General features: G+C 49.4%; 22 protein-coding genes. 7 read left to right on the top strand and 15 right to left on the bottom strand.

Translation table 11 applies throughout. The features are described from left to right. Positions 1–78: 78 nt before the first annotated feature. The 5 genes from Q1A04_RS02190 to Q1A04_RS02170 all read right to left on the bottom strand — a co-directional run bounded on the left by Q1A04_RS02190 (position 79) and on the right by Q1A04_RS02170 (position 4457). Positions 79–534, bottom strand: a complete 456-nt coding sequence (locus Q1A04_RS02190) for a hypothetical protein (RefSeq protein ID WP_299700570.1) — start codon at positions 532–534, stop codon at positions 79–81. Positions 535–610: 76 nt separating this feature from the next. Beyond that, complete coding sequence (locus tag Q1A04_RS02185) at positions 611–1345, bottom strand: DUF305 domain-containing protein (protein WP_299700567.1); 735 nt, start codon at positions 1343–1345, stop codon at positions 611–613. Between the two features lie 87 nt (positions 1346–1432). Further along, positions 1433–3535, bottom strand: a complete 2103-nt coding sequence (locus Q1A04_RS02180) for a copper-translocating P-type ATPase (RefSeq protein ID WP_299700564.1) — start codon at positions 3533–3535, stop codon at positions 1433–1435. 13 nt (positions 3536–3548) lie between these two features. Next, positions 3549–3851, bottom strand: a complete 303-nt coding sequence (locus tag Q1A04_RS02175; protein ID WP_299700561.1) for a phosphoribosylpyrophosphate synthetase — start codon at positions 3849–3851, stop codon at positions 3549–3551. Positions 3852–3884: 33 nt separating this feature from the next. Then, on the bottom strand, positions 3885–4457 hold the full coding sequence (locus Q1A04_RS02170) for an AraC family transcriptional regulator (RefSeq protein ID WP_299700558.1): 573 nt from the start codon (positions 4455–4457) through the stop codon (positions 3885–3887). A gap of 328 nt (positions 4458–4785) precedes the next feature. Here Q1A04_RS02170 and Q1A04_RS02165 point away from each other — a divergent pair, with 328 nt between their 5' ends. From Q1A04_RS02165 to Q1A04_RS02155, 3 genes are all read left to right on the top strand, one after another. After that, positions 4786–5097 carry a four-helix bundle copper-binding protein gene (locus Q1A04_RS02165; RefSeq protein WP_299700555.1) on the top strand — a complete coding sequence of 104 codons (312 nt, stop codon included), beginning with the start codon at positions 4786–4788 and terminating at the stop codon, positions 5095–5097. Positions 5098–5242: 145 nt separating this feature from the next. Further along, the gene (locus Q1A04_RS02160) at positions 5243–7834 is read left to right on the top strand and encodes a multicopper oxidase domain-containing protein (protein WP_299700552.1); all 2592 of its coding nucleotides are present in this window, start codon (positions 5243–5245) and stop codon (positions 7832–7834) included. Between the two features lie 149 nt (positions 7835–7983). Next, positions 7984–8628 (top strand): DUF2911 domain-containing protein, encoded by a 645-nt coding sequence (locus Q1A04_RS02155; protein ID WP_299700549.1) that lies wholly within the window; start codon positions 7984–7986, stop codon positions 8626–8628. Between the two features lie 74 nt (positions 8629–8702). Here Q1A04_RS02155 and Q1A04_RS02150 read toward each other — a convergent pair whose 3' ends face one another. The 3 genes from Q1A04_RS02150 to Q1A04_RS02140 all read right to left on the bottom strand — a co-directional run bounded on the left by Q1A04_RS02150 (position 8703) and on the right by Q1A04_RS02140 (position 11091). Continuing rightward, positions 8703–9965: a PQQ-dependent sugar dehydrogenase gene (locus Q1A04_RS02150; RefSeq protein ID WP_299700546.1), complete on the bottom strand. Its 1263-nt coding sequence runs from the start codon at positions 9963–9965 to the stop codon at positions 8703–8705. Positions 9966–10115: 150 nt separating this feature from the next. Beyond that, positions 10116–10886 carry a PRC-barrel domain-containing protein gene (locus Q1A04_RS02145; protein WP_299700543.1) on the bottom strand — a complete coding sequence of 257 codons (771 nt, stop codon included), beginning with the start codon at positions 10884–10886 and terminating at the stop codon, positions 10116–10118. A 10-nt stretch (positions 10887–10896) separates the two neighbouring features. Then, a complete protein-coding gene (locus Q1A04_RS02140; protein ID WP_299700540.1) occupies positions 10897–11091 on the bottom strand; it encodes a hypothetical protein in 195 nt (64 codons plus the stop codon). A gap of 148 nt (positions 11092–11239) precedes the next feature. Here Q1A04_RS02140 and Q1A04_RS02135 point away from each other — a divergent pair, with 148 nt between their 5' ends. The 3 genes from Q1A04_RS02135 (at position 11240) to Q1A04_RS02125 (ending at position 12895) form a co-directional block, all read left to right on the top strand. Next, positions 11240–11677, top strand: a complete 438-nt coding sequence (locus tag Q1A04_RS02135) for a hypothetical protein (protein WP_299700537.1) — start codon at positions 11240–11242, stop codon at positions 11675–11677. Positions 11678–11808: 131 nt separating this feature from the next. Further along, positions 11809–12303, top strand: coding sequence for a hypothetical protein (locus Q1A04_RS02130; RefSeq protein WP_299700534.1), 495 nt, complete (start codon positions 11809–11811; stop codon positions 12301–12303). Between the two features lie 325 nt (positions 12304–12628). Further along, on the top strand, positions 12629–12895 hold the full coding sequence (locus tag Q1A04_RS02125) for a hypothetical protein (protein ID WP_299700532.1): 267 nt from the start codon (positions 12629–12631) through the stop codon (positions 12893–12895). Positions 12896–12981: 86 nt separating this feature from the next. On the opposite strand, the gene Q1A04_RS02120 is transcribed toward Q1A04_RS02125, so the two are convergent. From Q1A04_RS02120 to Q1A04_RS02110, 3 genes are all read right to left on the bottom strand, one after another. Then, positions 12982–16449 (bottom strand): DNA methyltransferase, encoded by a 3468-nt coding sequence (locus Q1A04_RS02120; RefSeq protein WP_299700529.1) that lies wholly within the window; start codon positions 16447–16449, stop codon positions 12982–12984. Positions 16450–16555: 106 nt separating this feature from the next. Next, a complete protein-coding gene (locus Q1A04_RS02115; RefSeq protein WP_299700526.1) occupies positions 16556–17653 on the bottom strand; it encodes a hypothetical protein in 1098 nt (365 codons plus the stop codon). A gap of 80 nt (positions 17654–17733) precedes the next feature. Beyond that, the gene (locus Q1A04_RS02110) at positions 17734–18219 is read right to left on the bottom strand and encodes a hypothetical protein (protein ID WP_299700523.1); all 486 of its coding nucleotides are present in this window, start codon (positions 18217–18219) and stop codon (positions 17734–17736) included. A 941-nt stretch (positions 18220–19160) separates the two neighbouring features. On the opposite strand from Q1A04_RS02110, the gene Q1A04_RS02105 reads away from it, so the two are divergent. Further along, positions 19161–22049 carry a PKD domain-containing protein gene (locus tag Q1A04_RS02105; RefSeq protein WP_299700520.1) on the top strand — a complete coding sequence of 963 codons (2889 nt, stop codon included), beginning with the start codon at positions 19161–19163 and terminating at the stop codon, positions 22047–22049. Between the two features lie 195 nt (positions 22050–22244). On the opposite strand, the gene Q1A04_RS02100 is transcribed toward Q1A04_RS02105, so the two are convergent. From Q1A04_RS02100 to Q1A04_RS02085, 4 genes are all read right to left on the bottom strand, one after another. Next, positions 22245–22592 (bottom strand): hypothetical protein, encoded by a 348-nt coding sequence (locus Q1A04_RS02100; protein WP_299700518.1) that lies wholly within the window; start codon positions 22590–22592, stop codon positions 22245–22247. A gap of 367 nt (positions 22593–22959) precedes the next feature. Further along, positions 22960–23214: a hypothetical protein gene (locus Q1A04_RS02095; protein ID WP_299700515.1), complete on the bottom strand. Its 255-nt coding sequence runs from the start codon at positions 23212–23214 to the stop codon at positions 22960–22962. Between the two features lie 153 nt (positions 23215–23367). Then, entirely contained in the window at positions 23368–24324 is a 957-nt protein-coding gene (locus Q1A04_RS02090) for a calcium/sodium antiporter (protein ID WP_299700512.1), read from the bottom strand. A 61-nt stretch (positions 24325–24385) separates the two neighbouring features. Then, a complete protein-coding gene (locus Q1A04_RS02085; protein WP_299700509.1) occupies positions 24386–24853 on the bottom strand; it encodes a small multi-drug export protein in 468 nt (155 codons plus the stop codon). Positions 24854–24872 lie beyond the last annotated feature (19 nt).

Raw genomic sequence — 24872 nt, 5'->3', positions numbered from 1 at the left:
CGGCTTTTGATTATAAGGGTTAGTAGGCAGGGCTGTGATTGAAACAAGTTGATGCGCCCGCTCAGGTATAGGGGTGGCTTAGAGGCCTATCTCACGCATCAACTGCTGCATGCAACCTTGGTCCATCTGGCCTCGCTGTCTTATCTGGCGCATCATGTTGCCCATCAGGGCCCGGTTCTGGAGCATCATCTCTGACATCATGGTACAGGCGGCTGTGTCTGTGTCGCACTGCGCCATCATTTCCTGCATCCGCGCCTGCATCTGTTGGCGGTTCATGCTGGACATGCCCGTTGTGTCGCCCACCATACCGCGGTTTCCCGCCATACCGCCCCGACCCATCATGCTTTCACCCATGTTGCGCTCTCGCATCTGGACCATCAGCTCGTTTCGCATCTCCTCATTTTCCAATATGGTATTGTATACCTGTTGGCGCTCGTTTTCGTCCTGTAGCATTGTCTGTGCATTGTCAGAGTTTTGGCAACCGCTGATGCTGATCAACAGGAGGGCAAGGAAGGGAAGTAGATATTTTTTCATAGTCTTTACGGGTTTTATTTTAGAGCAAAGCCACGCCTTTGGGAAGAAGTGGCTTTGTTTTAAGCTGTTAATAATGTTATTGTTTGTTTTTGCTTTGCCAGGCTTCCAGTTCTTTTATCTCCTTCTCCTGCTCATTCACTATCTCCTGTGCCATTTGTTTCATCTCCGGTGTCTTGCCCTGCTTCAGGAACTCCCGCGACATTTCGTTGCCCATCTGGTGGTGCCGGATCATCATGCTGGCATAGAACCGGTCCATGTTTGTGGTGTCCATGTCCATTCCCATACCCATTCTGCCTTGTCCCATACCACCCATCATCTTCCGCATCGGCTGCATCATACGCATGGTGCTGGCTGTGTCTCCTGTGGCTGGGGTGTGGCTTTTCGTGAAATTCTCCAGCTGCTGTATATCTTCTCTGTTCCTTGTGATGGTCCTGTTGGCAATATCCTTCAATTGGCTATCGGTACCGTTCGCTATTTCCTGTTCTGACATCCGAATACCCCCTTGGTGGTGCCGCGTCATCATCAGGGCAAAATCATAGTCCGGGTCACCTGTCATCTTCGGTCGCATTTCCTGCATGTCCTGCCTGTGCTGTTGCATGTGACCCATCATGCCACCCATTTGGCCGCCCATCCGGCCACCTTGCATGGCGCCCTGCTGCATAGGATCGTCGCGCATCATGGTGGTATCTGTTTCCGCCTCGGTAGTGGTGGCGGTGTCTGCTCTGTTACCCTCTTGGCTACAGGCACTGATCAGAAGTGCCATACCCAGCAGGAGGGATTTGATTGGAAATTGACTGATTCGTTTTTTCATAGTTTTGTTTTTTGGAGTAAGCTGAATTGTGATTATTATATACGCTTTGATCATCAGCAGGTATGGTGATCGTGAACATCATATATTTCACCTGATCTGGCGGCGAAGCAATTGTGCATTGATGGCTACAATCACGGTACTCAAGCTCATGAGGGCGGCACCCACAGCAGGCGATATCATGATCCCTTGGCTGTATAAAACACCAGCGGCCAAGGGAAGTGCGATGACGTTGTAACCGGTTGCCCAGATCAGGTTCTGTATCATTTTGCGGTAGGTGGCTTTGCCAAAGAGGATGAGCGAGGCAATGTCCTGCGGGTTGCTGTTGACCAAAATGATGTCAGCGGTTTCGGCTGCCACGTCTGTTCCGGAGCCCACGGCTATCCCTACATCGGCCTGTGCCAAGGCAGGGGCGTCGTTCACGCCGTCGCCGGTCATGGCCACGAATTCACCCTGGTCCTGCAGTTCCTTTACCTTCTCCTGTTTTTGGTGCGGTAGCACGTTGGCCAGATAACCGTCCATTTGCAGTTTGTCGCTCACGCTTTTGGCCACCCGCTCGTTGTCGCCGGTGAGCAGCAGGTTCTTGATGCCGTTCTCTTTCAGCACGCGGATGGCTTCTGCCGACTCTTCCCGTATCTGGTCGCGCATGGTGATGTAGCCGACCGGCTTTCCTTCTACCAGCGTATAGACCACCGTTTCCACGCCTTCTTCTGCCTCGCTGGAAGGTACCGCTATGTTAAACTCCTTGATGTAGTTTGGGCCCACCACTTTCACATCCTTGCCCTCTACCATACCTTCCAGTCCTTTGCCGGGCAGGTAGTTGAAAGACTGTGAGGGTGGCACCGCTATACCTTCGGCCTTCACTTTCCGGAGGATGCTCTGGGAGATAAAGTGCTCCGAGTTCTGCTCCACACCGGCCGCCAGCCGCAGCATTTCCCGTTCGTCCATTTCATTGTCAAACGTGACCACTGAGGCGATTTCATGCGAGCCCTGCGTGAGGGTGCCGGTCTTGTCGAAGATGATGGTGGTGATGAGTCTGGAGTTTTCGAAAGCGGTTCGGTTCCGGATGAGCAGGCCGTTGTTGGCGGAAACGGCGGTGGATATCGCTACCACCAGCGGCACTGCCAGCCCGAGTGCGTGCGGACAGGAGATGACCATAACCGTCACCATGCGCTCCAGCGCAAACGCAAATTCCTGCCCCAGCATGAGCCAAACGGCTAGCGTGCCGAAGCCGGCGAAAAGGGCAATATAGGTGAGCCACTTGGCGGCACGGTCAGCCAGACGCTGCGTTTCCGATTTTGTCTTCTGGGCATCCTGCACCAGCTTGATCACTTTGTTGAGGTAGCTCTCTTTGCCGGTAAACTCCACCCGCACCCGCAGGGCGCCGTTGCCGTTGATAGAGCCGCCAATCACTTTATCGTCTTTGAGCTTTTTGACCGGTTTGCTCTCGCCGGTCAGCATGCTCTCGTTCAGGTAGCTTTCGCCGTCTTCCACCACGCCATCAGCCGGCACTTTCTCGCCGGGCTTCACCAGAATCAGGTCGCCTTTTTGCAGGTCCTCGATGTGCACGCGCACCGTCTCCCCATCCTTGATCAGCATGGCTTCGGCGGGCATCATGCTCACCAGCAGTTCCAGCGCTTTGGAGGCGCCGAGCACCGAGCGCATTTCAATCCAGTGCCCCAGCAGCATGATCACGATCAGCGTGGCCAGCTCCCAGAAAAAGTCCATCCCCTCCAGCCCGAACACGATGGCGGTGCTGTAGAGGTAGGCCACCGTGATGGCCACCCCGATCAGCGTCATCATACCCGGCACGCCTTTCTTCACCTCTTCGGCCAGACCCGTCAGGAAAGGCCAGCCGCCGTAGAAGTAGATGATGGAGGAGAGCACGAAAGCGATGTACATGCCGTAGGGCACATCCAGCGTAAAGCCCAGAATGTGCTGCACCATCGGGCTCAGGATGATCACGGGTATAGAGAGTGCGAGCGAGATCCAGAAGCGCTTTTTGAAGTCCTCGATCATCATGCGGTGATGGTCGTGGCCGTGCTCGCCGTGGGGCGGGTGTCCGCTGGTGTCTTCGTGCATGGCGTGCTCGTGCCCGTGCAGCGTCTTTTCCTCCAGCCGTTCCGTTAGCTGGTCTTTCTGGGTCTTTGCCTGCTCCTTCTGGTCGTTTCGGTGATGGTGGTGCTGGTCCATGACTGTTGCCGGTTTACGCTCTCAGTTTCTGTGCCATCTCCGGTGTGATCGCTTCGGCATAGGCGCCGTAGGCATCCACCAGCACGCCCTTCACACCTCGGGAGGAGGAGATGGCGTACACCACCGAATTGTCACCCGGGTAGCTCATGCCCTCGAAGCGGTGCACCTCATCGACATCAAACTCCTCCGGGCTCAGTTCCATCGGTTTGGTCGTGCAGACAATGCAGTTCTCTTTTAAATTGAAGTCTTCGGTATAGCCGCGCTTTTTCAAATCGTTCAAGGCTTGGGACAGGGTATCGTAGCTGTTGTCGTTCATAGTGGGTATGGATTTTATGGAGTCATTAAATTTTTATTTTAATTCTGACAGAGTCTCTTTCAGATTTTGGATAGCACAGATCGGTTGCCGCTGGTAAAGTTGCTGGTTACGGTACCTCAGTGGGCATATGCCTGTTATTTCTTTGAATTGGGCTGAGAAGTGCTGCACACTTTTGTACCCTAACAGGCCGGCGATCTCACTTACGTTTCGCTCATTGTACTCTAGCAGTTCTTTAGCGCGCTCTACTTTCTGCAAAATGACATAGCGACTGAGCGGTATCTTTTCCGAGGCTTTGAATGTCGCGCTGATGTAGGTATAGTCTCTATTTAAAACATGGGCGAGGTATTGCGAAATAGTACTAGTGATTTGCTCGGGATTTTCTTGGTACAGTAGGTTTATAATGACAAGCTTGGTTTGTTCTACTAGTTTCGATTCGTCATCCTGAATCAAGTCAAACCCGTTATTGCCTAAGACCTGTCGTATATCCTCCCAAGATACGCCCTCGGTTCTGTGGACGATAGCCCGGCCTAAAACCACTTCTTTTACCGTCAGACCAATTGTCTGCAATTCGTCCCTGACCACTTTGATGCACCGGGGACATACCATGTTCTTTATATGCAGTGTCAATAACTGCTCACAGTCAGTGTCTACCATTTATTATTTCTGTTTTGTACTTCGTACTGACCATCTTTTATGCCAGTCATGATTTGTACGGCTGCAAAATCGTAAAGGATAGGAATGCCAAAAAAGAGTGGCTTGTTACAGCTTAATAGCCATAGTCAGACATGTTGATTTGTACACTATAACTTGATGTTTTAGAGGAAGCTGAAGATGTTATCTATAAAAATTAGTCAAAAATCTGTAAAACTGATCCGTGAAGTGGTATGTATAAGAGAGGACTTATAACCAAACAATACTCACTATGAACGCAACTATGAATAGAGAACTTATTAGTGTGCTGGCAGAATGCGCAGCAGCATGTAACTACTGTGCCGTTTCCTGTCTGAAGGAGGACGATGTGAAAATGATGGAGCGCTGCATCCGCCTTGATTTGGACTGCGCCGCCATCTGTAAAATGGCGATGGACTATGTGGCGCGTGACTCCACGATGAAGCGAGAAGTGCTGGACCTGTGCGCCAAGGCATGCCGTGCATGTGGCGAGGAGTGCGCCAAGCACAAGCACGACCACTGCCAGATGTGCGCCGAAGCTTGCCGCCGTTGCGAGCAGGCCTGCCAGCAGGCATAATTGTCTTTGCATGCTGACGAAATGCATGACCAAAGCATCACCCTGATTGCTCTATAATTCATAGTAGCGGTCAGGGTGTTTTTTATGGTCATAGCCTAAGATAGAAGACACTATGAATAGCCCTTTTCATAAATGAAAGATAACGATGTATAAGCTTTTGATCACACTGCTGCTGCTCGGAACCGCTCCCTTTACCTACGCGCAGCACGAGCACCACAAACCAACCCAGCAACAGCAGACTGATATCTATACCTGCCCGATGCATCCCGAGGTGCAAAGCACAAAACCGGGCAAATGTCCCAAGTGCGGCATGACGCTGGTGAAGCAAAAACCAAAAGCTCCGGCTAAGCAAGAGCAGGCTCCACCAAAAAAAGCTGTGAAAGCCAAACCCGCCACACCGGCTAAAAAACCGGTGCAGCAGCAAAAAGCAAAGCCTGTTCAGCATCAGGCGAAGCCGACACAGAAAGACCCTGTCACACCTGTACAGAACCCGGAGGAAATAGAGAAGCCCGTCCATAAAGCGGGGCATGAGCCGGAGAGCCCGGGCCAAAGACGTGTGCCGCGGACGGTGCGTTACGACCTGTATGTGCGGGACACGCTGGTCAACTTCACAGGCAGAACCAGAAGAGCCGTGGCAATAAATGGCAGCATTCCGGCGCCCGCCCTGACCTTTACCCAGGGCGACACGGCCGAGATCTACGTGCACAATGAGATGGATGTGGAAACTTCCATACATTGGCACGGGGTGTTCCTGCCCAACCGGTTCGATGGAGTGCCCTGGCTTACCCAGCAGCCGATCAAGCCTCATTCCACTTACCTCTACAAATTCCCGATCATACAGAATGGTACATACTGGTACCACAGCCACAGCGCCTTTCAGGAACAGAGCGGCATGTACGGTGCCCTGATCTTTCATAAAGTGAATGAACCGGACATGCCGGCCATCCCGATCGTGCTAAGCGACTGGACAGATTTGAACCCCAGAGAGGTATACCGCTCATTGCGCAGCGCAAACGATTGGTTTTCTATACAGAAAGGTGCGACGCAGGGCTATGCGGAGGCCATAAAAAAAGGCCATTTCGGCACTAAACTGAAGAATGAGTGGAAGCGGATGGAAGCGATGGATGTGAGCGATGTGTCTTATGAAAAATTTCTGACCAATGGGCAGGATATAGCGGAGCAAACGCATTTCACGGCCGGGGACGTGGTGAAGCTCAGGGTCGTGAATGGCGGTGCCTCCACTTACTTCTGGCTGACCTACTCCGGGGGCAAACTAACGGTGGTGGGCAACGATGGCAACGATGTGGAGCCTGTGGAGGTGGACCGCCTGATCATCGCGCCTGCCGAAACCTACGATTTGCTGGTCACCATACCTGAAAACATGCAGTACGAGTTTCTGGCCACTGCCGAAGACCGTTCCAATACCACATCGCTGTGGCTGGGCAGGGGTATGAAAATGAAGGCACAGCGTTTAGGCAAGCTGAACTACTTTGAGGGTATGAAGATGATGAACGACATGATGACAATGAGCGGGGACATGGAACCGATGGGCATGGAAATGAGCAACCAGCAGATGGACATGAACAGCGTGATGTACCCGGAGATTTCAGGGCAGGACCACAGTATGCATGGAGGAGAGGAAATGAAGCAGCAGCCTGATACCACTTCACATGAGGGCCATGACATGCAAGGGCACGAAATGCAGAACATGAGCGGCAGCAATGGCGAGATGGTAACCCTGAACTATGGCATGTTGCGGGCTCCTGAAAAAACAACCCTCAGACCCGGCCCCGTGAAAGTCTTGCGTTTTGAGCTCACCGGCAACATGAACCGCTATGTGTGGACCATGGACAACAAGACAGTTTCAGAGTCTGACAGGATACTGATCAAAAAAGGGGAGAACGTGAAGATCATCATGTTCAACAACTCCATGATGCGCCACCCCATGCACTTGCACGGACACGATTTTAGGGTGCTGAATAAGCATGGGGAATACGCACCTATGAAAAATGTGCTCGACATATTGCCGATGGAGACGGACACGATCGAGTTTGCAGCCTCCGAAAGTGGCGACTGGTTTTTTCACTGTCATATACTCTACCACATGATTGCCGGCATGGGCCGCGTGTTCACCTACCAGAATTCACCTCCAAACCCGGAGCTTCCGGATCCTGAAAAAGCTCGCAAAATGTTTAACCGCGAAGACAAGGTTTTCCTGCCGTCAGCACAGATAGGGCTGGAAAGCAACGGCAGCGATGGAGAGTTTATACTGGGCAGCTCCCGTTATGAGCTGTCCACAGAATGGCGGATTGGTTTTAAGAAGGAGTACGGTATAGAAAGTGAAACCTACTTTGGCCGTTACATTGGTAAAATGCAGTGGCTCTTTCCTTTCATAGGCTTTGACTATCACTATAACAGTGTAGAGAATGAGCCGGAGAAAAACATGTTCGGTCAATTAAGCAACCAAGATAACCGTAAGGTTGCAGTAGCCGGTGTGCAATACACGTTGCCCATGCTGATCGTGTCGGAAATGCGGGTAGACACGGAGGGGAAACTGCGCTTCCAGTTACGGCGTGAGGATGTACCACTGACCAACCGCCTGCGCCTGAACCTAATGGGGAACACAGATAAGGAATACATGGCTGGTTTGCGCTACATAGTAACCAAGTACGTTTCGCTGTCTACGCATTACGACAGCGACATGAAGTTTGGAGCTGGCCTCACATTTATATATTAAAGCTCTCAAAGTGTAGGAAGGCTTGGCATTTTGATTTAACTAAAAAGCCATGAAGCTGACTTAAGCCATAATATTTGTAGCTTTAGAGCTCATAAAGAAGAGTTTTCATTTAGCTCTATCATTTGTAACCTCTTATACTGATAATCATCATGAACAAAAACTTTACAAAGATTGCTTCGGTTCTTCTACTCGGCGCCACCCTCACGTATTGCAATCAGCCTGAACAGGAACAGGAGCAAGTGCAGGAAACCCCAGTAGAACAGGACAGCCATGCCGGACATGACATGCAGCCGAGCGAGGGTGCTACCACTATCGGGGAACAAGCCGAAGCAGACACGCTCAAAGGCAGTCTAAAAGCGGAAGCCCACGGGATGATTGGCGACGCGCATTTGACTATCGCCTACCATTCGCCGGCTGTGCGCGGTCGTCAGATCTGGGGCGGACTGGTTGCTTACAATCAGGTATGGGTAACAGGCGCGCACTCGGCCACGAGCATCATGACGGACAAGGACATTACCATAGGAGGGAAGAACCTTCCAGCCGGCAAATATGCCTTGTTCACCATACCCGGCGAAGAGGAGTGGACCATCATCATTAATAAAAACTGGGAGCAGCACTTAGCCGATGACTATGCGGAGACGGACGATGTGCTGCGCTTTACCGTGAAGCCTGAAATTGCCCCCACAAAACAGGAGAGACTTCGTTACACGATTATTTCAGATGGTAGCGACAAAGGTAGCATCCAGATTACATGGGATATGCTGCGCGTGACGCTTCCTGTTGCGAAGCAGTAAGCTGCCGGATCATATGAAAAGCAAAAGGACAGGCCTAGGCCTGTCCTTTTGCTTTTATGCTTTTTTAGTTTTGCTTACTGTCGAGGTGTGATCTTCCAAAGCTCTCCTTTCTGCTGGTCGGTCACAAGGTATAGGGCGCCGTCCGGGCCTTGGCGCACATCGCGTATGCGCTGCTTGCGGTCGCCGAGCAGGTGCTCTTCGCCGGTCACACGGTTGTCCTCAATCTTGAGTCTTACCAGTACCTGAGAGCGCAGACCGCCCACAAACAAATTACCTTTCCACTCCGGGAAGGCATTGCCGGTGTAGAACTGCGCACCGGACGGAGCGATCACCGGATCCCAGTAGTATACCGGGTCCACGAAGCCCTCTTTGGTGGTCACGGAATTGGGTACCGGCGCGCCTGAGTATTCCTCGCCAAAGGTTACCACAGGCCAGCCGTAGTTTTCGCCTTTCTTGATCAGGTTCAGTTCATCGCCACCCTGCGGACCCATCTCCACGATCCACAATTGTCCTTCGCTGTTAAAGGCTGCCGACTGCACATTGCGGTGACCGGCAGTCCAGATCTCAGGCAGGGTGTTTTCCTGATTCACAAACGGATTGTCGTTCGGCACTTTGCCATCCGGCGCTATGCGGATGAGCTTGCCCATGTGGCTGTTCATCTGCTGGGCCTGCGGACGAATCTCCTTGTCGGAGCGCTCACCCAAGGTCACGTAGAGCATGCCATCCGGACCGAAAGCCAGACGGGAGCCATAGTGCATGGTGCCGTTGTAGGTGGGCAAGGCCTGAAAAATTACCTCCACGTTCTCCAGTCGGCTGCGGTCGTCGCTTAGTTTGCCGCGGGCCACACTGGTCGCGTTGCCACCTCTTCTAGGTTCTGAATAGCTCCAGTAGAGCATGCGGTCGGAGCCAAAGTCAGGACCAAGGGCCACATCCAACAGACCGCCCTGTCCACGGGAGTCTACCTCCGGCACCCCTGCTATCGGGTTGCCGATTTGGCCGGATGCCGACACGATGCGCATGCGTCCGGGTTTTTCTGTGACTAGGAGGTCACCGTCCGGCAGTGGCTCCACGGCCCAAGGCTTATCCAAATTGGTGGTGAGCACCTGCACATCAAATTGTGTTTCGGAGGTCATTTCGCAGGCGCGGGTCTGGCCCTCGAAGGTCGGTCTTTGCTCAGGTGAGTTAGGGTCGCCCATATCGATCGGCTGGCAATCCTCTTGGCTGGCTACAGGCTCCTGTCGGTCGCTGTCCTGCTGTCGGGTCGTGTCTTCGCTGCAGGAGGCCCCCATGGTCGCCATCCCGAGAGCCGAAAAGACGATGAGTCTAGATAGTTTCATAGTGTTTTGCTTTAAGTGGTCGGTGTCTATACAAGGTTTAATTCCTTGTTGTACTAAATTGTTTTGAATATGTTCTTTGAGACCGGAAACAACAAAGCCGCACGGTGTGGTGGTGCGGCTCTATTTGTTTGCCTTTCATACGCGAGTGGCCTAGGAGTCGAGGGCTCTTTTCTTGAGCAGAATGAACTCCTCCTCGGTGATGGAGCCTCTGTCACGCAGGTCCTCCAAGCGCTCTATGGTGGTAATGGAGTCTTCTACAGGCTTGATGCGGGGCTCCCGGTGGGAAGCGTCTGAATGATCGGTCACGGTTCGGCGAGGTTCGTCTAGGTCCCGGTCTCTGTCTCTGTCTCTGTCTCTGTCTCTGTCTCTGTCCCGGTCATGCGTCGTTACATTAGAGGTATAGAAGCGGTCCGCATTGTAGGTCTCGTCATTGTAAAAGTCATCGCTGATGCGGCGGTTACTGTCCGGCTGCCTGTTCACGGCATCGTCAAACTCGGTCTTGTAATCCGAAGATTCACCGATGGTGTCGTTGTGGGCTCTGCGGAAGTTGTCGCGTACGGCGTACTCGTAGTCCGGCGAGATAGGGCCGCCCGGGTATACCGGATAGCGGCTGACACTGGCGGAGTCAACAGAGGCGAGGAAGATGTTCTTGCCTTTGCGGTCGAGGGCAGCCGCCCCTATGGGCACGAGCATGTAGGTGTCGCGGTCTCGGTCGAAGAAGCGGTGGTCGCCCAGCACCGAGAGGTAGCGGACTTTCATGGCGTCCATGTCCACGATCAGGTCTTTTACATCGCCGAGTTTCTCCCCGTCGGCGCCCACTACGCGCCAACCGGTCACGTCGGTATTGTCTTTGGCCACTTGGTAATCTTTGAGTTCGCTCAAAGGCACCAGCCGTTCATTTCTCAAATCGTTGTCGTTCATAGCAGTCTGTTTAGGTTCTTGCTTGTTCAAGTGTCAGTTCAGGGCTTGGCGTGTGCACCAAGGCAGGAGGCGCAAGCGGCACATGCGCCATTTCATTTTCCACTACCAGTTCATAAATAGCCCAGCCCAGCAGGAGTAGTATCACCACCAACAGGATCCATGGCCATACCGGCTTTTTCTTTTTTTCAATTCTTATCTCAGTCATTTCGCTTTTTGTTTATGCGCTTCTAATGCGTTTGCAGCACCGCCTACTGGCGGCTTCGCGTTGCTGATTTTATTACGCTGATAATGAAATGATTGTTGAATTAAAAGAAAGGTATATCCTAATCTAACCGCTTTTGGCTCAATTAACTATGTTCTCTAAATTTATTTGGGCCGCACATCATCACGTATTGTTATTCCATGTAATTTGCATCGTGCCTTACGCCGTTAAAAATATCCTGCTCACGCTCACGCTCTTTTTTGCCTGCTTCGGTTGGCAGCAGGGAATGGCTGTGGAAGTCTCTGCAACGGAGCTGCACGCTCCGGCCGCGCAGGGCGAACTGGCGCGTGTGGACAAAGGCGAGCTATACCATTCGCCGGGTCTGTTGCAGGCGGAGGAGCAGGTGCGGGTATTGCAACCAAGGCCCACGGCATCGCTCAAGCACAGCTCCAACGGCTTTCAGTCGTTTGCAGAGGCGCTGGAGTTCAGGCTAAGGCTGCGGACGACACTGTACCTGCAACGCGCCGAGCGGTTCAGTCCCGGACTCAGGACCCTCGACATCATTTTCCCTTTCCATTATTTCTGGTAATTCCCTTTTCTTTTTGTAGCACCCGCCGGGTATAGCCCGGAAGGTAAATCAGATTGGTATAGGCTCAACAAGTTGAGGAGCGCTATACCTTTCTGCCTGTTAATTTTTAGTTTTTTAAAGAGAAGAGAAAAATGGATTTCGAAACAATCATATTGGGCTTACTGTGCCTAGGGGCCTTTTTAGTGCCTATTTTTTATATTCAACGCATGCAGACGGGGCAAACCAACAAAGCCTTGAAGGTCTTTTTGGCGGCCGCCGAGCAGCAGGGCCTGCACCTCAGCAAACATGATCTTTGGAACGAGCAGTACGGCATCGGACTGGATGAGACAAAAGGCAAACTCTATTATTGGCACAACGATGCGGTAGATCCGCAGGAGGTGTTGATTGACTTGGGAACGGTGCGCAGAAGCACGGTCGAAAACATGTACCGCGAGGTCAACGGCAACCGCATTATCGACAGCATCGGGTTGCGCGTGTCCCTGCATGGTGCGAAAGCGCCGGAGCTATACCTGCCGTTTTATACCAAGGAGGGCAGCATGATGCTGAGCAACGAGCTGCCTTTGGCTGAGAAGTGGAATGCGATTTTGCAAAGCGCAGTAGTAACACCGCAGGCAGTAAAAGTGTAATACGAAAGCAGCGATCAGGCTGCAAACAGGAGGGCCAGTTTGTGGAGGTATAAGCCGATAATTGGTTTTGCCTTTTCGAACTGGCCCTTTCTTGTTTTTAAAAGACGCTTGGCTTTTCTGAAAGTATTATTACCGGCTGTAGGTCAGCTTTGGGTCGAGGCGTCCGCCCTGTTTGACCGCTGTGCATCTGGCTGGCTATACCTGCTTTATAGGTTGCTATTTTAGTTGTTTGTAATTAATAAAGGTTTGTTGGGGGCTACTACTATTCGTTGGTATGGTACATGCCGGTTATAGTGGTATCTTAGCCATGACTATTAAAAAAATAATGAAGAAATTACTTTATGTGGCGATTGCTGTATCCGCTACAGCCTGCTCCTCAGACAATAATTTGCAAGACACCCTTTACAATGTAGTGGAATCCGGTGCCAACATGGCCCTTGACTCGCTGCACCACACCGCCAACAAGGAGCTGGAACGCTACACCGGTATCGACTCGCTGGCGAACAAGATCGGTGCGGTCGATACGATAAACGTTGAGCGCGAAATAGAGCGCGGCGTGAAGCGTCGGATCATCGAAGAACTCTCTAAATAAGGGCGCAATAAGCGGCGGATTACTCTACCGCTACACCTCGGTAGGCAGAACTTAACGGTTCTGCCCTTGGTAGGGGCAACGGGAGCTTACTTCACATACTGCTCCTGCTCCGTTTTCCTTAATAAACCCAAGCCATGAAGCGTTTGCAGCAGGCTGTCGATTTGCTGGAGGCGCTGGCCTTGCTGCGGCTTGGCAACGGGCTTAAACTGGAAAAGCAGGTCTTCGGCTGTGGCCGGACGCTCGTGCAGCTGCAAGGCGCGTTGTACGGCTTGCGCCTGTTCCGATAGCGTTTTTGGCCAGGCCAGCACCTCTTTGGCGGTGGCTTTGGCGGCTTTGGTTTTAGTGCTCAGGCCGATCTCGGTTTGCTGCGTGCCCTGCGGATTCTGGTACTCGGGACGAAGCCAGCGCACAAGTCCGCGTGCCTCTTCGGCGGCGCGTTCTTTGTTGAGGGCTACGAGGCGCTCCAGTATTTCCTCTTCGGGCAGGTTGGCGGGCCAGCCGTAGGCGGCGGACACGGCGGCGTCGAGTTCGGTGTGGAGTTGCAGCAAAATACTCACCAGCCCCTGCTCGTGGATTTTCTGCTCTTTGGCCGAAAGGGCCTCACCCGATCGTAGTTTCTCGAGCACGTTATACATGTCGGTGATGGTGAGCGTAAGGTGCTGCGCCTGCCGCTGCTTGCGGTGCGCGTCCAGCTGCTCGGCTATACCTCGAATCTGCTCTCTTTGGGCTTCGGTTGGGGTAGGGAAGGGGAAGGTCTCAAAGCATGTGCTCTTGACATAAACCGGCCTGTCTTCTAAAGTGCTACCAGCAGCTAAGGCCCATGTTACATGAATTTTGCTACTTAGTACACCAAAATGATAATCATCTTGTAGAGCTATGACAACAAGCTTATTATCAGGTTTTATACTCTTGTCTAGCTTGATAAAAGCTCTATGCTTAGAAGTCTCAACTGTTACTATATAGCTATCAAGCCCATTAATCATACTTCTAAGCTTTGGGTTGGTCTCTCCAAATAACCACCATTTCTCTCGTCGTGAAGCTCGTTTGTTTTGATCTCTTTCAGGCTTAACATTCTCCAATATATGCTGATAGACTTTGGGAAATTTAATTCTGACTTCATTTGAAGTATAGCCATATAAATCAATCACTTTAACATCTCTTGGTGAAGCAAGTAAATCCTTACCGTTTCTGTAATCGGATATTATCTTTTCGGTTTCTGGTATTATTCCTAAACCAAGTTCTATAGCTTTTTCAGGTGTAATTATAAATCCCGAACCGATTAATAAGACACCCTTATTACTCATATCGGAATTAGCTTTTAAAGCCTTTGCGCTAGCTACAGCTGCTCCAACTGTTAAGTCAGACTGAATAGAACCATCTTTCTCATTAAAGCTTACTAGCACTTCCAAGCCTTCTGTTTTTGTTTCAGATATAACTGTTAAAACTCTCCCGTTGATTTTGCCAGTTTCAGCAACAGTCATAGCAATATCTACTGCTGCACCGTCGGCACTATCTACCCACGGATGGTCGGGTATTGCAAGTGTGATGGAAAGCGAAGGGTTAGCCTGCATTTGTGCTTCCATCACGCGGCGGTTGAAGGTCTGTTTTATACTGTTCGTGGTGATGAAGCCGAAGCGTTCAGCCTTTCCGGCACGAACAATTTCAGCGGCCTTGTGCCACCAGAACATCACGAAGTCGGCACTTTCAGGTACAGCGCCTTTGTATACCTTGCGGAGTGCTTCGGTGTAGCCATCACCTAATGCTTCGCGCATTTTACCAGGACCAATAAACGGCGGATTGCCAACAATAAAATCGGCTTCGGGCCATGAAGCAGGTTTGGGGTCGAGGTAATCGTAGACGATGGTGCAGGCGGTTTCGTCGGGCACTTCCTGTCCGGTAACCGGGTGCGGTTTGGTGCTGTGGCCGTCCCAACGGGTAACGGGCTGTCCGTTGGCGTCGAGTCGTTGTTTGCGGTTCGTATAGCTCAGTACCGCGTCCTGCTGTTTGATGTTGCCGTACTCGCGCAAAATCGGGTTGCTGAGGCGGGTAGCCGAACCGTGCGCCCGGAAGTGCCACTGCAGGTAGCCGATCCAAAGCACCACATCGGCGATGGCCGCTGCCCGTGGGTTGACTTCCAGCCCCAGCAACTGAGCTGGCGTTACGGTATAGCCGCCCGTCATGTCGAGGGTTTGCTGCCCCGGGAAATGGTCGAGGTGCTCGCGCACTTCACCCTCCAGTCGCTTGAGGTGCTCCAGCGTCACGTACAGGAAATTGCCGCTTCCGCAGGCCGGGTCGAGCACGCGCACCGAGCACAGGCGGCGGTGGAAATTGTCGATCTCTTTGCGGGCTCCGACTTCGTCGCCAGCGTCTTCGAGAATGGCAGAAGCCGTGCGGGCCGCTTCCCACTCTTCGCGCAGCGGCTCAATGACGGTCGGCATCACAAGGCGCTCCACGTAGGCGCGAGGCGTGTAGTGGGCACCCAGTTTGTGGCGCTCGCGCGGCTGCAGCGCCCGCTCCAGCAAAGTACCGAAAATGGCAGGCTCCACCTCGGCCCAGTCGGCTTCGGCAGCCAGTATCAGCAAATCCAGCTGCGCCTCCGAAATCGGCAGCGCCTCGGGCTCTTTAAACAGATAGCCGTTGAACTGCGGAATTACCGTACGCAGGGCCGGATCGAAACCGCCTTTGTCCATGTTCAGCCACAGCGCCCGGAGCGCATCCGGGAAGTGCTGTATGTTGTGGCGGTAGTCCTGTAGCAGTTTCGTGAAGGAGTTGTCGGGCAGCAGCTGCACATCCTCGGCAAACATGGTAAAGAGGCAGCGCATCAGGAAACCCGACACCTGCTCGGGCGAGTGGCCCGCCCCTTCGAGCGAGGAAGCCAGCTTCGCCAGTCGCTCGGCCAGCTCTCTGGTAACACGGGCTGCACGGCGGCTCGGGTCCAGCTCAAGCGGCTCGGTAAAGAGCAGGCGCAGGCGCTCGCGCACCTCGGTGCGGTGCAGTTCGTCGAGGGTAATTCTATAGTTCTGCGGATCGGGGAAAGGCACATAGGTCTTGCCCTGCCGCGCAAAGTCAGCGTACAGATCGATACAATAGCCCACATCCACCACAGCCAGAAAAGGCGGCCATCCCTCGGTAGTCGGCAGGGAGCGGGCATAGCGCAGGGCCTGTTCCTTGGCCTTTTTCATTTCGCGCTCCCAAGTACGGGTCTCGCGGGTAGCGGTGCCGGTTTTGGTTTTCACACGCTCGCCACCCAGCTGCTCGGCCTCGGTTATACCTGCTTTGTCAGCGCCCTGCTTGGCCTCCAGCACAAAGCAGTCCTTCTTGTACAGGTCTATAAAGTTGGTGCTCGTCTTGCCCTCCCCATCATCAAATACCACGGGCCGCTCAAAGGTATAGGTCGCCTCGTGCACCTTATCCGAAGCCGGCCGCGGTTTCTCCACGCCTAGCAACTCGCACAACTCCGACAAAAACAACTGGTAATTAGCACGTTCCGAAGCGCCGGAAGCTTTCCAACGGGTGATGAAGGATTGAATGGCCGGGGTAGGGGTGTGGGGCATGGTTTGTTTCCTTATGCAATGCAGTTTTATGGTATGCAGTTTAGGAAAAATTGGGGAGAAAGTATAGGGGTTTTGCTATTTAAATAGCCTACTCTTAATCAACCTGTTAATTGCAAGGTGTGGCATTGTCTGTGTGTAGTGTAATGAATTTGAAGGTTCGCTTTCTGTCGGAATACAGCCAGAAGGACCTATTATGTTTTTCTGTGTCGCACCATTTGTAAAATATTTCCTTCTGATTGGAGGCCTCTTCCCTTTTCCAATGCTCTGGAATACTTTTGTCAATGATATCTTTGATTCTATGAAAGTAACTTAAACCAAATGCACCAATGTCTTTGTCGTAGATATAGGTTATTTCGTGTGCAACATTGCCATCGCCACTGTCCCATATTTTAGCTTCGTGCACAAAGGTTTCTAAATCAGGAAGCTCAACCCGTGATTCGTGCCCTTGCCGGGAAGGCCAATTAGGTGAGTTTGCGGATGGTTGGCCTTTGATTGAAGCGAAGCCTGTTGGAGATTCTTGAATTAACCGGTTCACGATTTTAGGAACAGCTCTCTCAAAAAGTAGCCTTTCTGAAGGGTTCTCACTGTTGGCTGAATTGCTGCTGTTTTCTCCAGAGGTAGTAGTATTTTCGAATGGGATGATTTTAGACGAACGAGTTGGGTATATCGCAAACTCATACGTAATGATTGTTTCGTTTTTTCCATCAAAATATCCACTGAACTTGCCAAGTTGTTCCTCACTCGAGCAGTTCACCAAGGCTGACATCTTACCATTCTTCCTGAAGTTCTTCTTTGGGTTTACACAAAAGACTTGGTCCGTAGGGCGTAGTCGGCTATTGCGGTTGTTCAGGGGCTGGGCATTATACATTCCCCATTCTCCTTTCCCATTCTGAATCATAATGCCGTAATAAAACCTTTGGAGTCTGCCAACGCTCCAGCCCGATGGTATTAGGTGTCTGGTGACACGAACGCAATCGCCGGGCTTTACCTCTACCCAACCTACCACTATGGCTGAATTTGTCAGTTGCTGATAATAAGCCCCAGCTACATAAGCAGAGACTGTCCCTTGGTTACAAATATCCAGTATTTGAGCACGAGCAGTAGGAAAATGAAAGAAGTAAGTAATTAGAAATGCCGTGGTATAGGCGTATGCATACTTTCTGATGTTCCATTCTGGTGTAGGTATTTTGTCAAGCAAACTCATAAGCATAGTGGATTTACTGTGTTGCTATATGGCTGTTTTCATAGGTATAATGTTTTTGTAGAAACTGAACTTCCATAATATTAAGTGCCTGTGATGAAATGGTATATCAGGTATAATATGAAGAGCGTGAAGAAAACCATGAATGCACCCCAAAGCAGTTTTGCTATAAAGTAGACAATTCCATAAGAGAAAAAGCCAATCAGTCCTCCCAAAATTACCCAGCCTCCTGTTGAATCACCGTCAGGGCTAGCATAGATGTATCCAATAAAGGCACCGACTAGAGCAAGCAGCCAACTCGTTTGTTTGCGTTCTTTCTGAACATTTTTCTTTTTTTTAATATGAGGATCGATCTCTGTACCTCCTATCGGAGGTTTAGGTGGCTTTGGCGGCTTTGGGTATATTGGAGGAGGTGGTGGAGGGTCAGGCTCATACACGGTGCCTGAGCCATGGCAGTAACCACATGCTTCTTTAGTGTGTTGGTAGGTCCACATCTGGCCATCCCATACTTTCTCTGATTTTGGAAAATAACCGGTGCCACCACAACTGGAACAGGTTTTTCTAGCCATAACAATAGTGTTTGTTAGATATCAAGCAAACTGAGGTGGGTGCAGGCTCTTCTGTTGCCGCTAATGCAAGAAAAATATTGTATTTATTATATTTAATTACGGTATCACACAATATTTGTATGTGCATTCTCTGTTAAGAGTCATGATTTTCTAGTGAAGGTTAAGCATATACTTGTCAAGCAATTTGTACATTGTCATGGTAATACATGCACTTTGACTATAACTAGGATTCTCAAGGGCTGAATTATTGCTGCCTTTGACTACAGAAGTCATATTCAAATAGAGCAAGCAAACACGGTTGATACTTTAAGCCCTCTCTAGCTCTTATACTGCCCCTAAGTTACAGTTGCTCGCTTTAATTGCTGATTAGGCTTTGGTATTGCAATAATGTATTAACCTTATAGTCATATTCTCCTAAGAATGCTGAAGCTAGATAAGACACTGCAAGTGGTATAGTATAGCAAATCCTTTTCGACGGAAATGCCAGCTTATCGTGCTGATAAACATAAAGTTAATGGTATGCGGATTAGAAAAAATTCGGGAGAAAGTATAGGGTAAATATTTTATGATATATATTTTATTAAACTAATAAAAATTTTACTTCTACCAAGTTTTATGGCATTTTAACACTATATATTTATCTTAAAAGTAAATTATAAATTACTAAAGTTATATTAGTGCGTATAAATTTTACAAGTATACCAAAACGCCTCACTGTTACACATCTATCTTTATCACCCAAAGATTTTACCGCATTCACAGTACAGGACTTTTTGATTCTTTAGTTTGATCTATTTTGTAAAGAATGGTTGGAATAGTATTTCTAACTACCATTCATACTCTACAACCTATGGAATGCATAAGCCCAGCCTCAACTCCCTTGAGTAAAAAATAAAGCTTTCTATTCCATATTATTTTATAAACTCTAAATCCAATAAAACATGAAAAGCTCTACTAACAAACTTGAATCACTTAGGCGTATTTGCTTAATGTGTTTTCTAATTCTCTTTAGCTTTATGAAATCCTACGCTGCACAGGGCAGTAAAGGAAATGATTTTTGGTTAACATTTCCTGGGAATAATTCACAAGACAGTTTTATAACCCTATTTATTGCTGGGGATGAAGCGACTACAGGTACTGTAACTATACCAGGGTTAGCCTTTACTGCCGCTTTTACTGTTACGCCCGGAACCGTTACCTCAGTAATGCTTCCAACAAATGTACAACTGCAATCCTCTAATACCATTCAGAATCTCGGTATTCATATTACTGCAAATAATGATGTTACAGTTTACGGTTTAAATAGAAAACAAGCTTCTACTGATGCTTTTTTAGCTTTACCAACTGATATTCTTGGTACTGAATATATCAACCTTGGTTATAAAAATGTTAATGTCGTAAATGCTTCTCAGCTTGCTATAGTTGCAACGACTAATAGTACCAATATAACTATTGTACCATCCGTTACAACTGATGGTCACACTGCGGGTGTTCCTTATTCAATTACATTGAATCAAGGCCAAACATACTTACTAAGAAATCGTGACTCTGCTCCAAGTGATTTAACTGGTACCAAGATTACTTCAAATCATCCGATTGCAGTTTTCGGAGGCCATGCATGTGCTAATATTCCTAGTGGGGAGGTATATTGTGACTATATAGTGGAGCAACTCCCACCTACTTCTGCATGGGGTAAACAGTTTGTTACTGTTCCGCTAGCCACAAGACAGAATGGTGATACTTTCAGGTTTTTAGCTTCTGTCAATAACACACAAGTAAAGGTTAATGGTATAGTAGTGGCTACATTAAATAATGGTCAGTATCATGAGCAAATTATAAATGGTGCTGCAGAGATAGTCGCCACTGAGCCAATCTTAGTTGCGCAGTATTCCAACTCTACTACCTATGATGGTGTGGTATCAGACCCTTTTATGATGCTTATCCCACCATTTGAACAATTTCTGGGGAATTACACTGTATCAACGCCCGCAAGCGGTTTCAGTGGAAATTACATTAATATAGTAGCTCCAAATGCTAGCATTGGTACAGTTACTTTAGATGGTGTCCCTATACCAGCATCAAGCTTTACACCAATTGGCAGTACTGGATTTTCCGGTGCTCAGCTCAATATTAGTTTGGGGACTCATATTGTAAATGGAGTAAATTATCCTATTGGTTCTTTCGTATATGGATTTGATAATGCTGATTCCTATGGATACCCAGGAGGCATGTCTCTCGCTCCAATTGCACAAGTTACATCAATCTCTCTGACACCAAAAACAGCCAATACCCCAAGGGGGAGTGATCATTGCGTAAAGGCAACGGTGTTGGATCAGGATGGAAATCCATTGGAAGGTATACGTGTTGATTTCACAGTAAGTGGAGCAAACTCTACTACTGGCTTTGCAAACACAGATGCAAGTGGGGTAGCAGAATACTGTTACAGGCCGGCCAATGATGGCTCAGACAATATAGTTGCCAGTGTAGGTAGCCTAAGTGATAATGCAACCAATGAAGTGGGCTCCTCCTGTACTGCGCCTGTTTTAACAATGCCATCAATTGCTCCAGTATTAAATGTTGCAAGTACTTGTGGAGCTTCTGTTCCATTTGAAGCCACAGCGACTGGAACTCCCGAGCCAAGTATCGTTTACACCATCTTAGTGAACGGGCAGGAAGAGATTATCACTTCACCTCATACCTTCCCAGTAGGTACTACCACCGTCACGGCCACAGCCACTAGTGACTGCGGTACGGATAGTGAAACTTTTACCGTAACGGTAACGAATGATGCGCCTGTGCTGAGTGCCATTACTCCTTCTACTTTTGATCCGGTGCAAATAAATACAGCAATTACGACTAGCGCATCTTATACCGATAACAACCTCCAAACCGCAACATGGGACTGGGGTGATGGGACCACCTCTTCAGGCAGTATAGGTACTGGAACCATAACAGGTAGCAAGACTTACGGCGATCCAGGTGTTTACACGGTGGGGCTAACTGTAACGGATGCCTGTAACAGTTCGACATTTACAACTTACCAATACATTGTTGTCTTCGACCCAAGCGGCGGCTTCGTAACTGGTGGCGGTTGGATAGACTCTCCTGCAGGGGCTTATAGACCTGATGGTTCTTTAGAAGGCAGAGCAAACTTCGGTTTTGTTTCCAAGTACCAGAAAGGTGCAAAAATACCGACCGGCCACACTAACTTCCAGTTTCAGGTAGCTGATCTGCACTTCAGCAGCACCAGTTACGAATGGCTGGTTGTGTCGGGGGCGACGGCGCGTTACAAAGGCGTGGGCACCATCAACGGCAGCGGCAACTACGGTTTTATACTCTCAGCCATAGACGGTCAAGTGACTGGAGGCGGAGGCTATGATAAGTTCCGCATCAAGATCTGGGACAAAAACAACAACGACCTTGTGGTGTATGACAATAATCTTGGTGATGGTTCGGATGACGCTTTTGCCGAGACTATGATAGGCGGAGGCTCCATTGTGGTACATGAAGCGCTCAAGGCTTCTGGCGGTAAAAAGCTTACGAGCACAGATGGGTTGGAGGTTAAGTCAAGCCGTGACTTCTATACCTACCCGACGGCCTTCTCCGACAGAACAACAATTGCCTTCTCTCTGGATCGGGAAGAAGACTATACGCTTGAAGTATTTGACGTGCGAGGTGCCTTGGTGAAACGCATTGCAAACGGCACAGCCGAAGCAAACAAGGTGTATGAGTTTGAGCTGAGAGGCGATGGCATGGCAGAGGGTGTGTATATTACCCGTCTGACGACTTCCACCAAAATCCAGAGCCTGAAAAGCATCTTGAAGCGTTAGGTAAGTTCATTTTATTAAAACAGAAAGGCCTGAAGCTTTCCTGAAGTTGATGTAGGATTAAATAGCTTCGGGTGCCTTTTGATAAAAACAGAAAAGCTTGGCACCCTAGGGTGCCAAGCTTTTCTTCACTGGGAAATTACATGTTTTACGACAAGCCTATAGGTAACGTTCAGCCCCCTCAGTGTTTGCTATTGTTTATTCGTTCCTGTCTCTTGCAACAGTTGTGATGTTGTTGTTGGCATCAATGGCTATATCGTACTCGTAACACTCGCTCATTGGTACGTCCTCCACATACTCCACTTTATCTACGGTTACGGTGAAGGTAACCGAGCCTGCATCATAGCTTCTGAAATCTGAGGTGGAGCCAGCCGGGACATTGTTGAGGTTCTCAGTACTGCCGCCGGATGTTTTAATCTGGACGCTTGCTACATCGGAACCGTTGTTAATGATCCTCGCTCTCGGCTTTTCTCCATCACATTTGTCACAGCTACTCAATGTCACTGCAAAAAGCAGCAGCAACATCAGAAAAGGGATTCGTTTCATGAATTTATTTGATTTAAGTTTTCTACTCCTTTGGTTTTTCGGCCTTACCCCGTTTTTTTCTGTGATAACTGGTCTTCACATTCAAAATGCAACCTGCACATAGTCCAAAAATGCTTATAGCAAGATGATGTATAATGTTTCATCGAGCAGGCACTGTTAGTGACCATAGAGAAAGCTTACATGCCTAAACATAGGCTGTGTAGCTTTCATTTGCAAGCCTGTTCAACGGAAATATCCTGCCCTTTTTATCAGAGAAATGCAATAATGCAAAAAGATAAGGTTTTACCTATATAGGAGTGTTTTTAACAGTCTAAGCTGGCTAGATAGTAGAGGTAGATAGATGTGCTGATTCAGATGGCTATTACATTCACGCTGGGTCACTTGCCTGAGTTGAAAACACTTCGCGTAGCTTGCTTATCCCAACGGTATCTATCTCTTCCCCTTCCCCGCAAACAGCACGCAGTTGAGCTATGATACCTTCATTATTGATGAACATACGGTCTTTATACATGCCGCCTTGAAAGAAACGGCAGTACAAGCGATCATCACTGATAAAAGTGAGGACCACCAAATCGCACTCGCAAGAATCGAGCTTGCCTAAAAACTTAACTAATTCATTCATTTCGTTAAGACGGAGTATTGGGTAGCTTACTTAACGGCAGTAAGGTCTAAAATAATAATATGTTAAAAACTTAAATTATAAATCTTCAAAGTAAGCTAAATGGCAAATATAGGGCATAGCAAATTATTAGGAATAGTGTCATTTGCTATTTGCCTACTCCTGACTAACCAGTAACACCAGATACGCCACATAGAGCAGCACAAACACCATCCCTTCCCAACGCGCCAGCTGACGGCCTCTGCCTGTGAAAATGAAAATGAACAACAGCAATCCAGCTCCGATGTTGACGATGATATCGGTGAAGGAGGCGGCGCTTACCGCAAGTGGTGTGATAACTGTTGACACGCCTAGAATCAGGAAAATGTTGAAAATGTTGGAGCCTACCACGTTACCGATAGCAATGTCCACGTTTTTCTTTCTGACCGCTACAATGGAGGTAGCCAGTTCCGGCAGCGAGGTGCCAATGGAGACGATGGTAAGACCAATGATCCGCTCAGACAAGCCAAAGGCCTGCGCGATACCTACGGCACTGGTCACGATCAGTCGGCCGCCCAATATTAGACCGCCCAAGCCAAGCGCGATGAACAGGATGGCCTTCAGGTAGGTATAGTCCTTGGTTTCAGTTTCTTCGTCGTCGTTACCGCCTTTCGCGATCATCAAATTGTAAACCAGGAAAATGCTGAAGAACAAGAGCAGGATGAGTCCGTCTGACCTAGACACCAAGTTGGAGCCCGCAGTGTCCAGAAAGATGTCGTTCGCGACAAAAAGGACCGCTACTGCAGCCAGCAAGCTCAGCGGAATTTCGAGCCAAGTCGTGTTGCGCTTGACGGTAAGCGGGTAGATAATGGAGGAGATACCGAGAATGGCGAGTACGTTGAAGATGTTACTGCCCAGTACGTTGCCCAGTACCATCTCCGTGTTGTTGTTAACAGCGGCGAATACGTTCACCACCAACTCTGGCGCCGATGTACCGAAGGCCACAATGGTAAGGCCGATGACAATGTTAGGTATACCCAGTTTTTTTGCCAGACTGGAGGAGGCGTCAACCAATTTGTCAGCCCCGAAAATCAAGGCGACGAAGCCTGCTAATAGTAATAAGATGTTCAACATTACAGATTGTATTTGAAATAGCCTTCGCGTGAATTTTTATTCGCTGCGAAGGTAGTGTATTTTACTGGTAAGCTTCAAACCCCATGCTGCCAAGGTATGATCCGACGGCCATGATGACACAGGAAATGAACACGCCAATGCTAACGGATAAGAAAGCCTTGCCACGCTCGATCTTTAGAAAGTAAGCGGCCAGCGTGCCCATATAGGCGCCTGTTCCGGGAAGCGGGATCATCACAAAGATCATCAGTCCCCAGAAACCATACTTCCGGATGTCGGCCCCAACGCCTTTTTTGGCCCTTCTGCCCAGTTTAACTACTCCTTTTTTGTAGATCCGGTTAGGCCAGAGCTTTCTGCTGAAGGTCTCGATCAGCCAGGCAAGCACCGGAAAAATGAGTAGATTGGCGATCAGACCGACCACAAAAGCCCACAACAGGGGCATGTCGTTAATCACTGCGTAGGGAATGCCCGCTCGCGCCTCCCCAAAAGGGGAGATGCTGAGCAGAAAGGTATAAATTAAGGTTTCCAGCATAAATATTTTACTGATAAAA

The sequence above is a fragment of the uncultured Pontibacter sp. genome (genome assembly GCF_947499215.1).
Lineage (GTDB): Bacteria > Bacteroidota > Bacteroidia > Cytophagales > Hymenobacteraceae > Pontibacter.
This window is presented reverse-complemented; position numbering and strand designations above follow the sequence as displayed.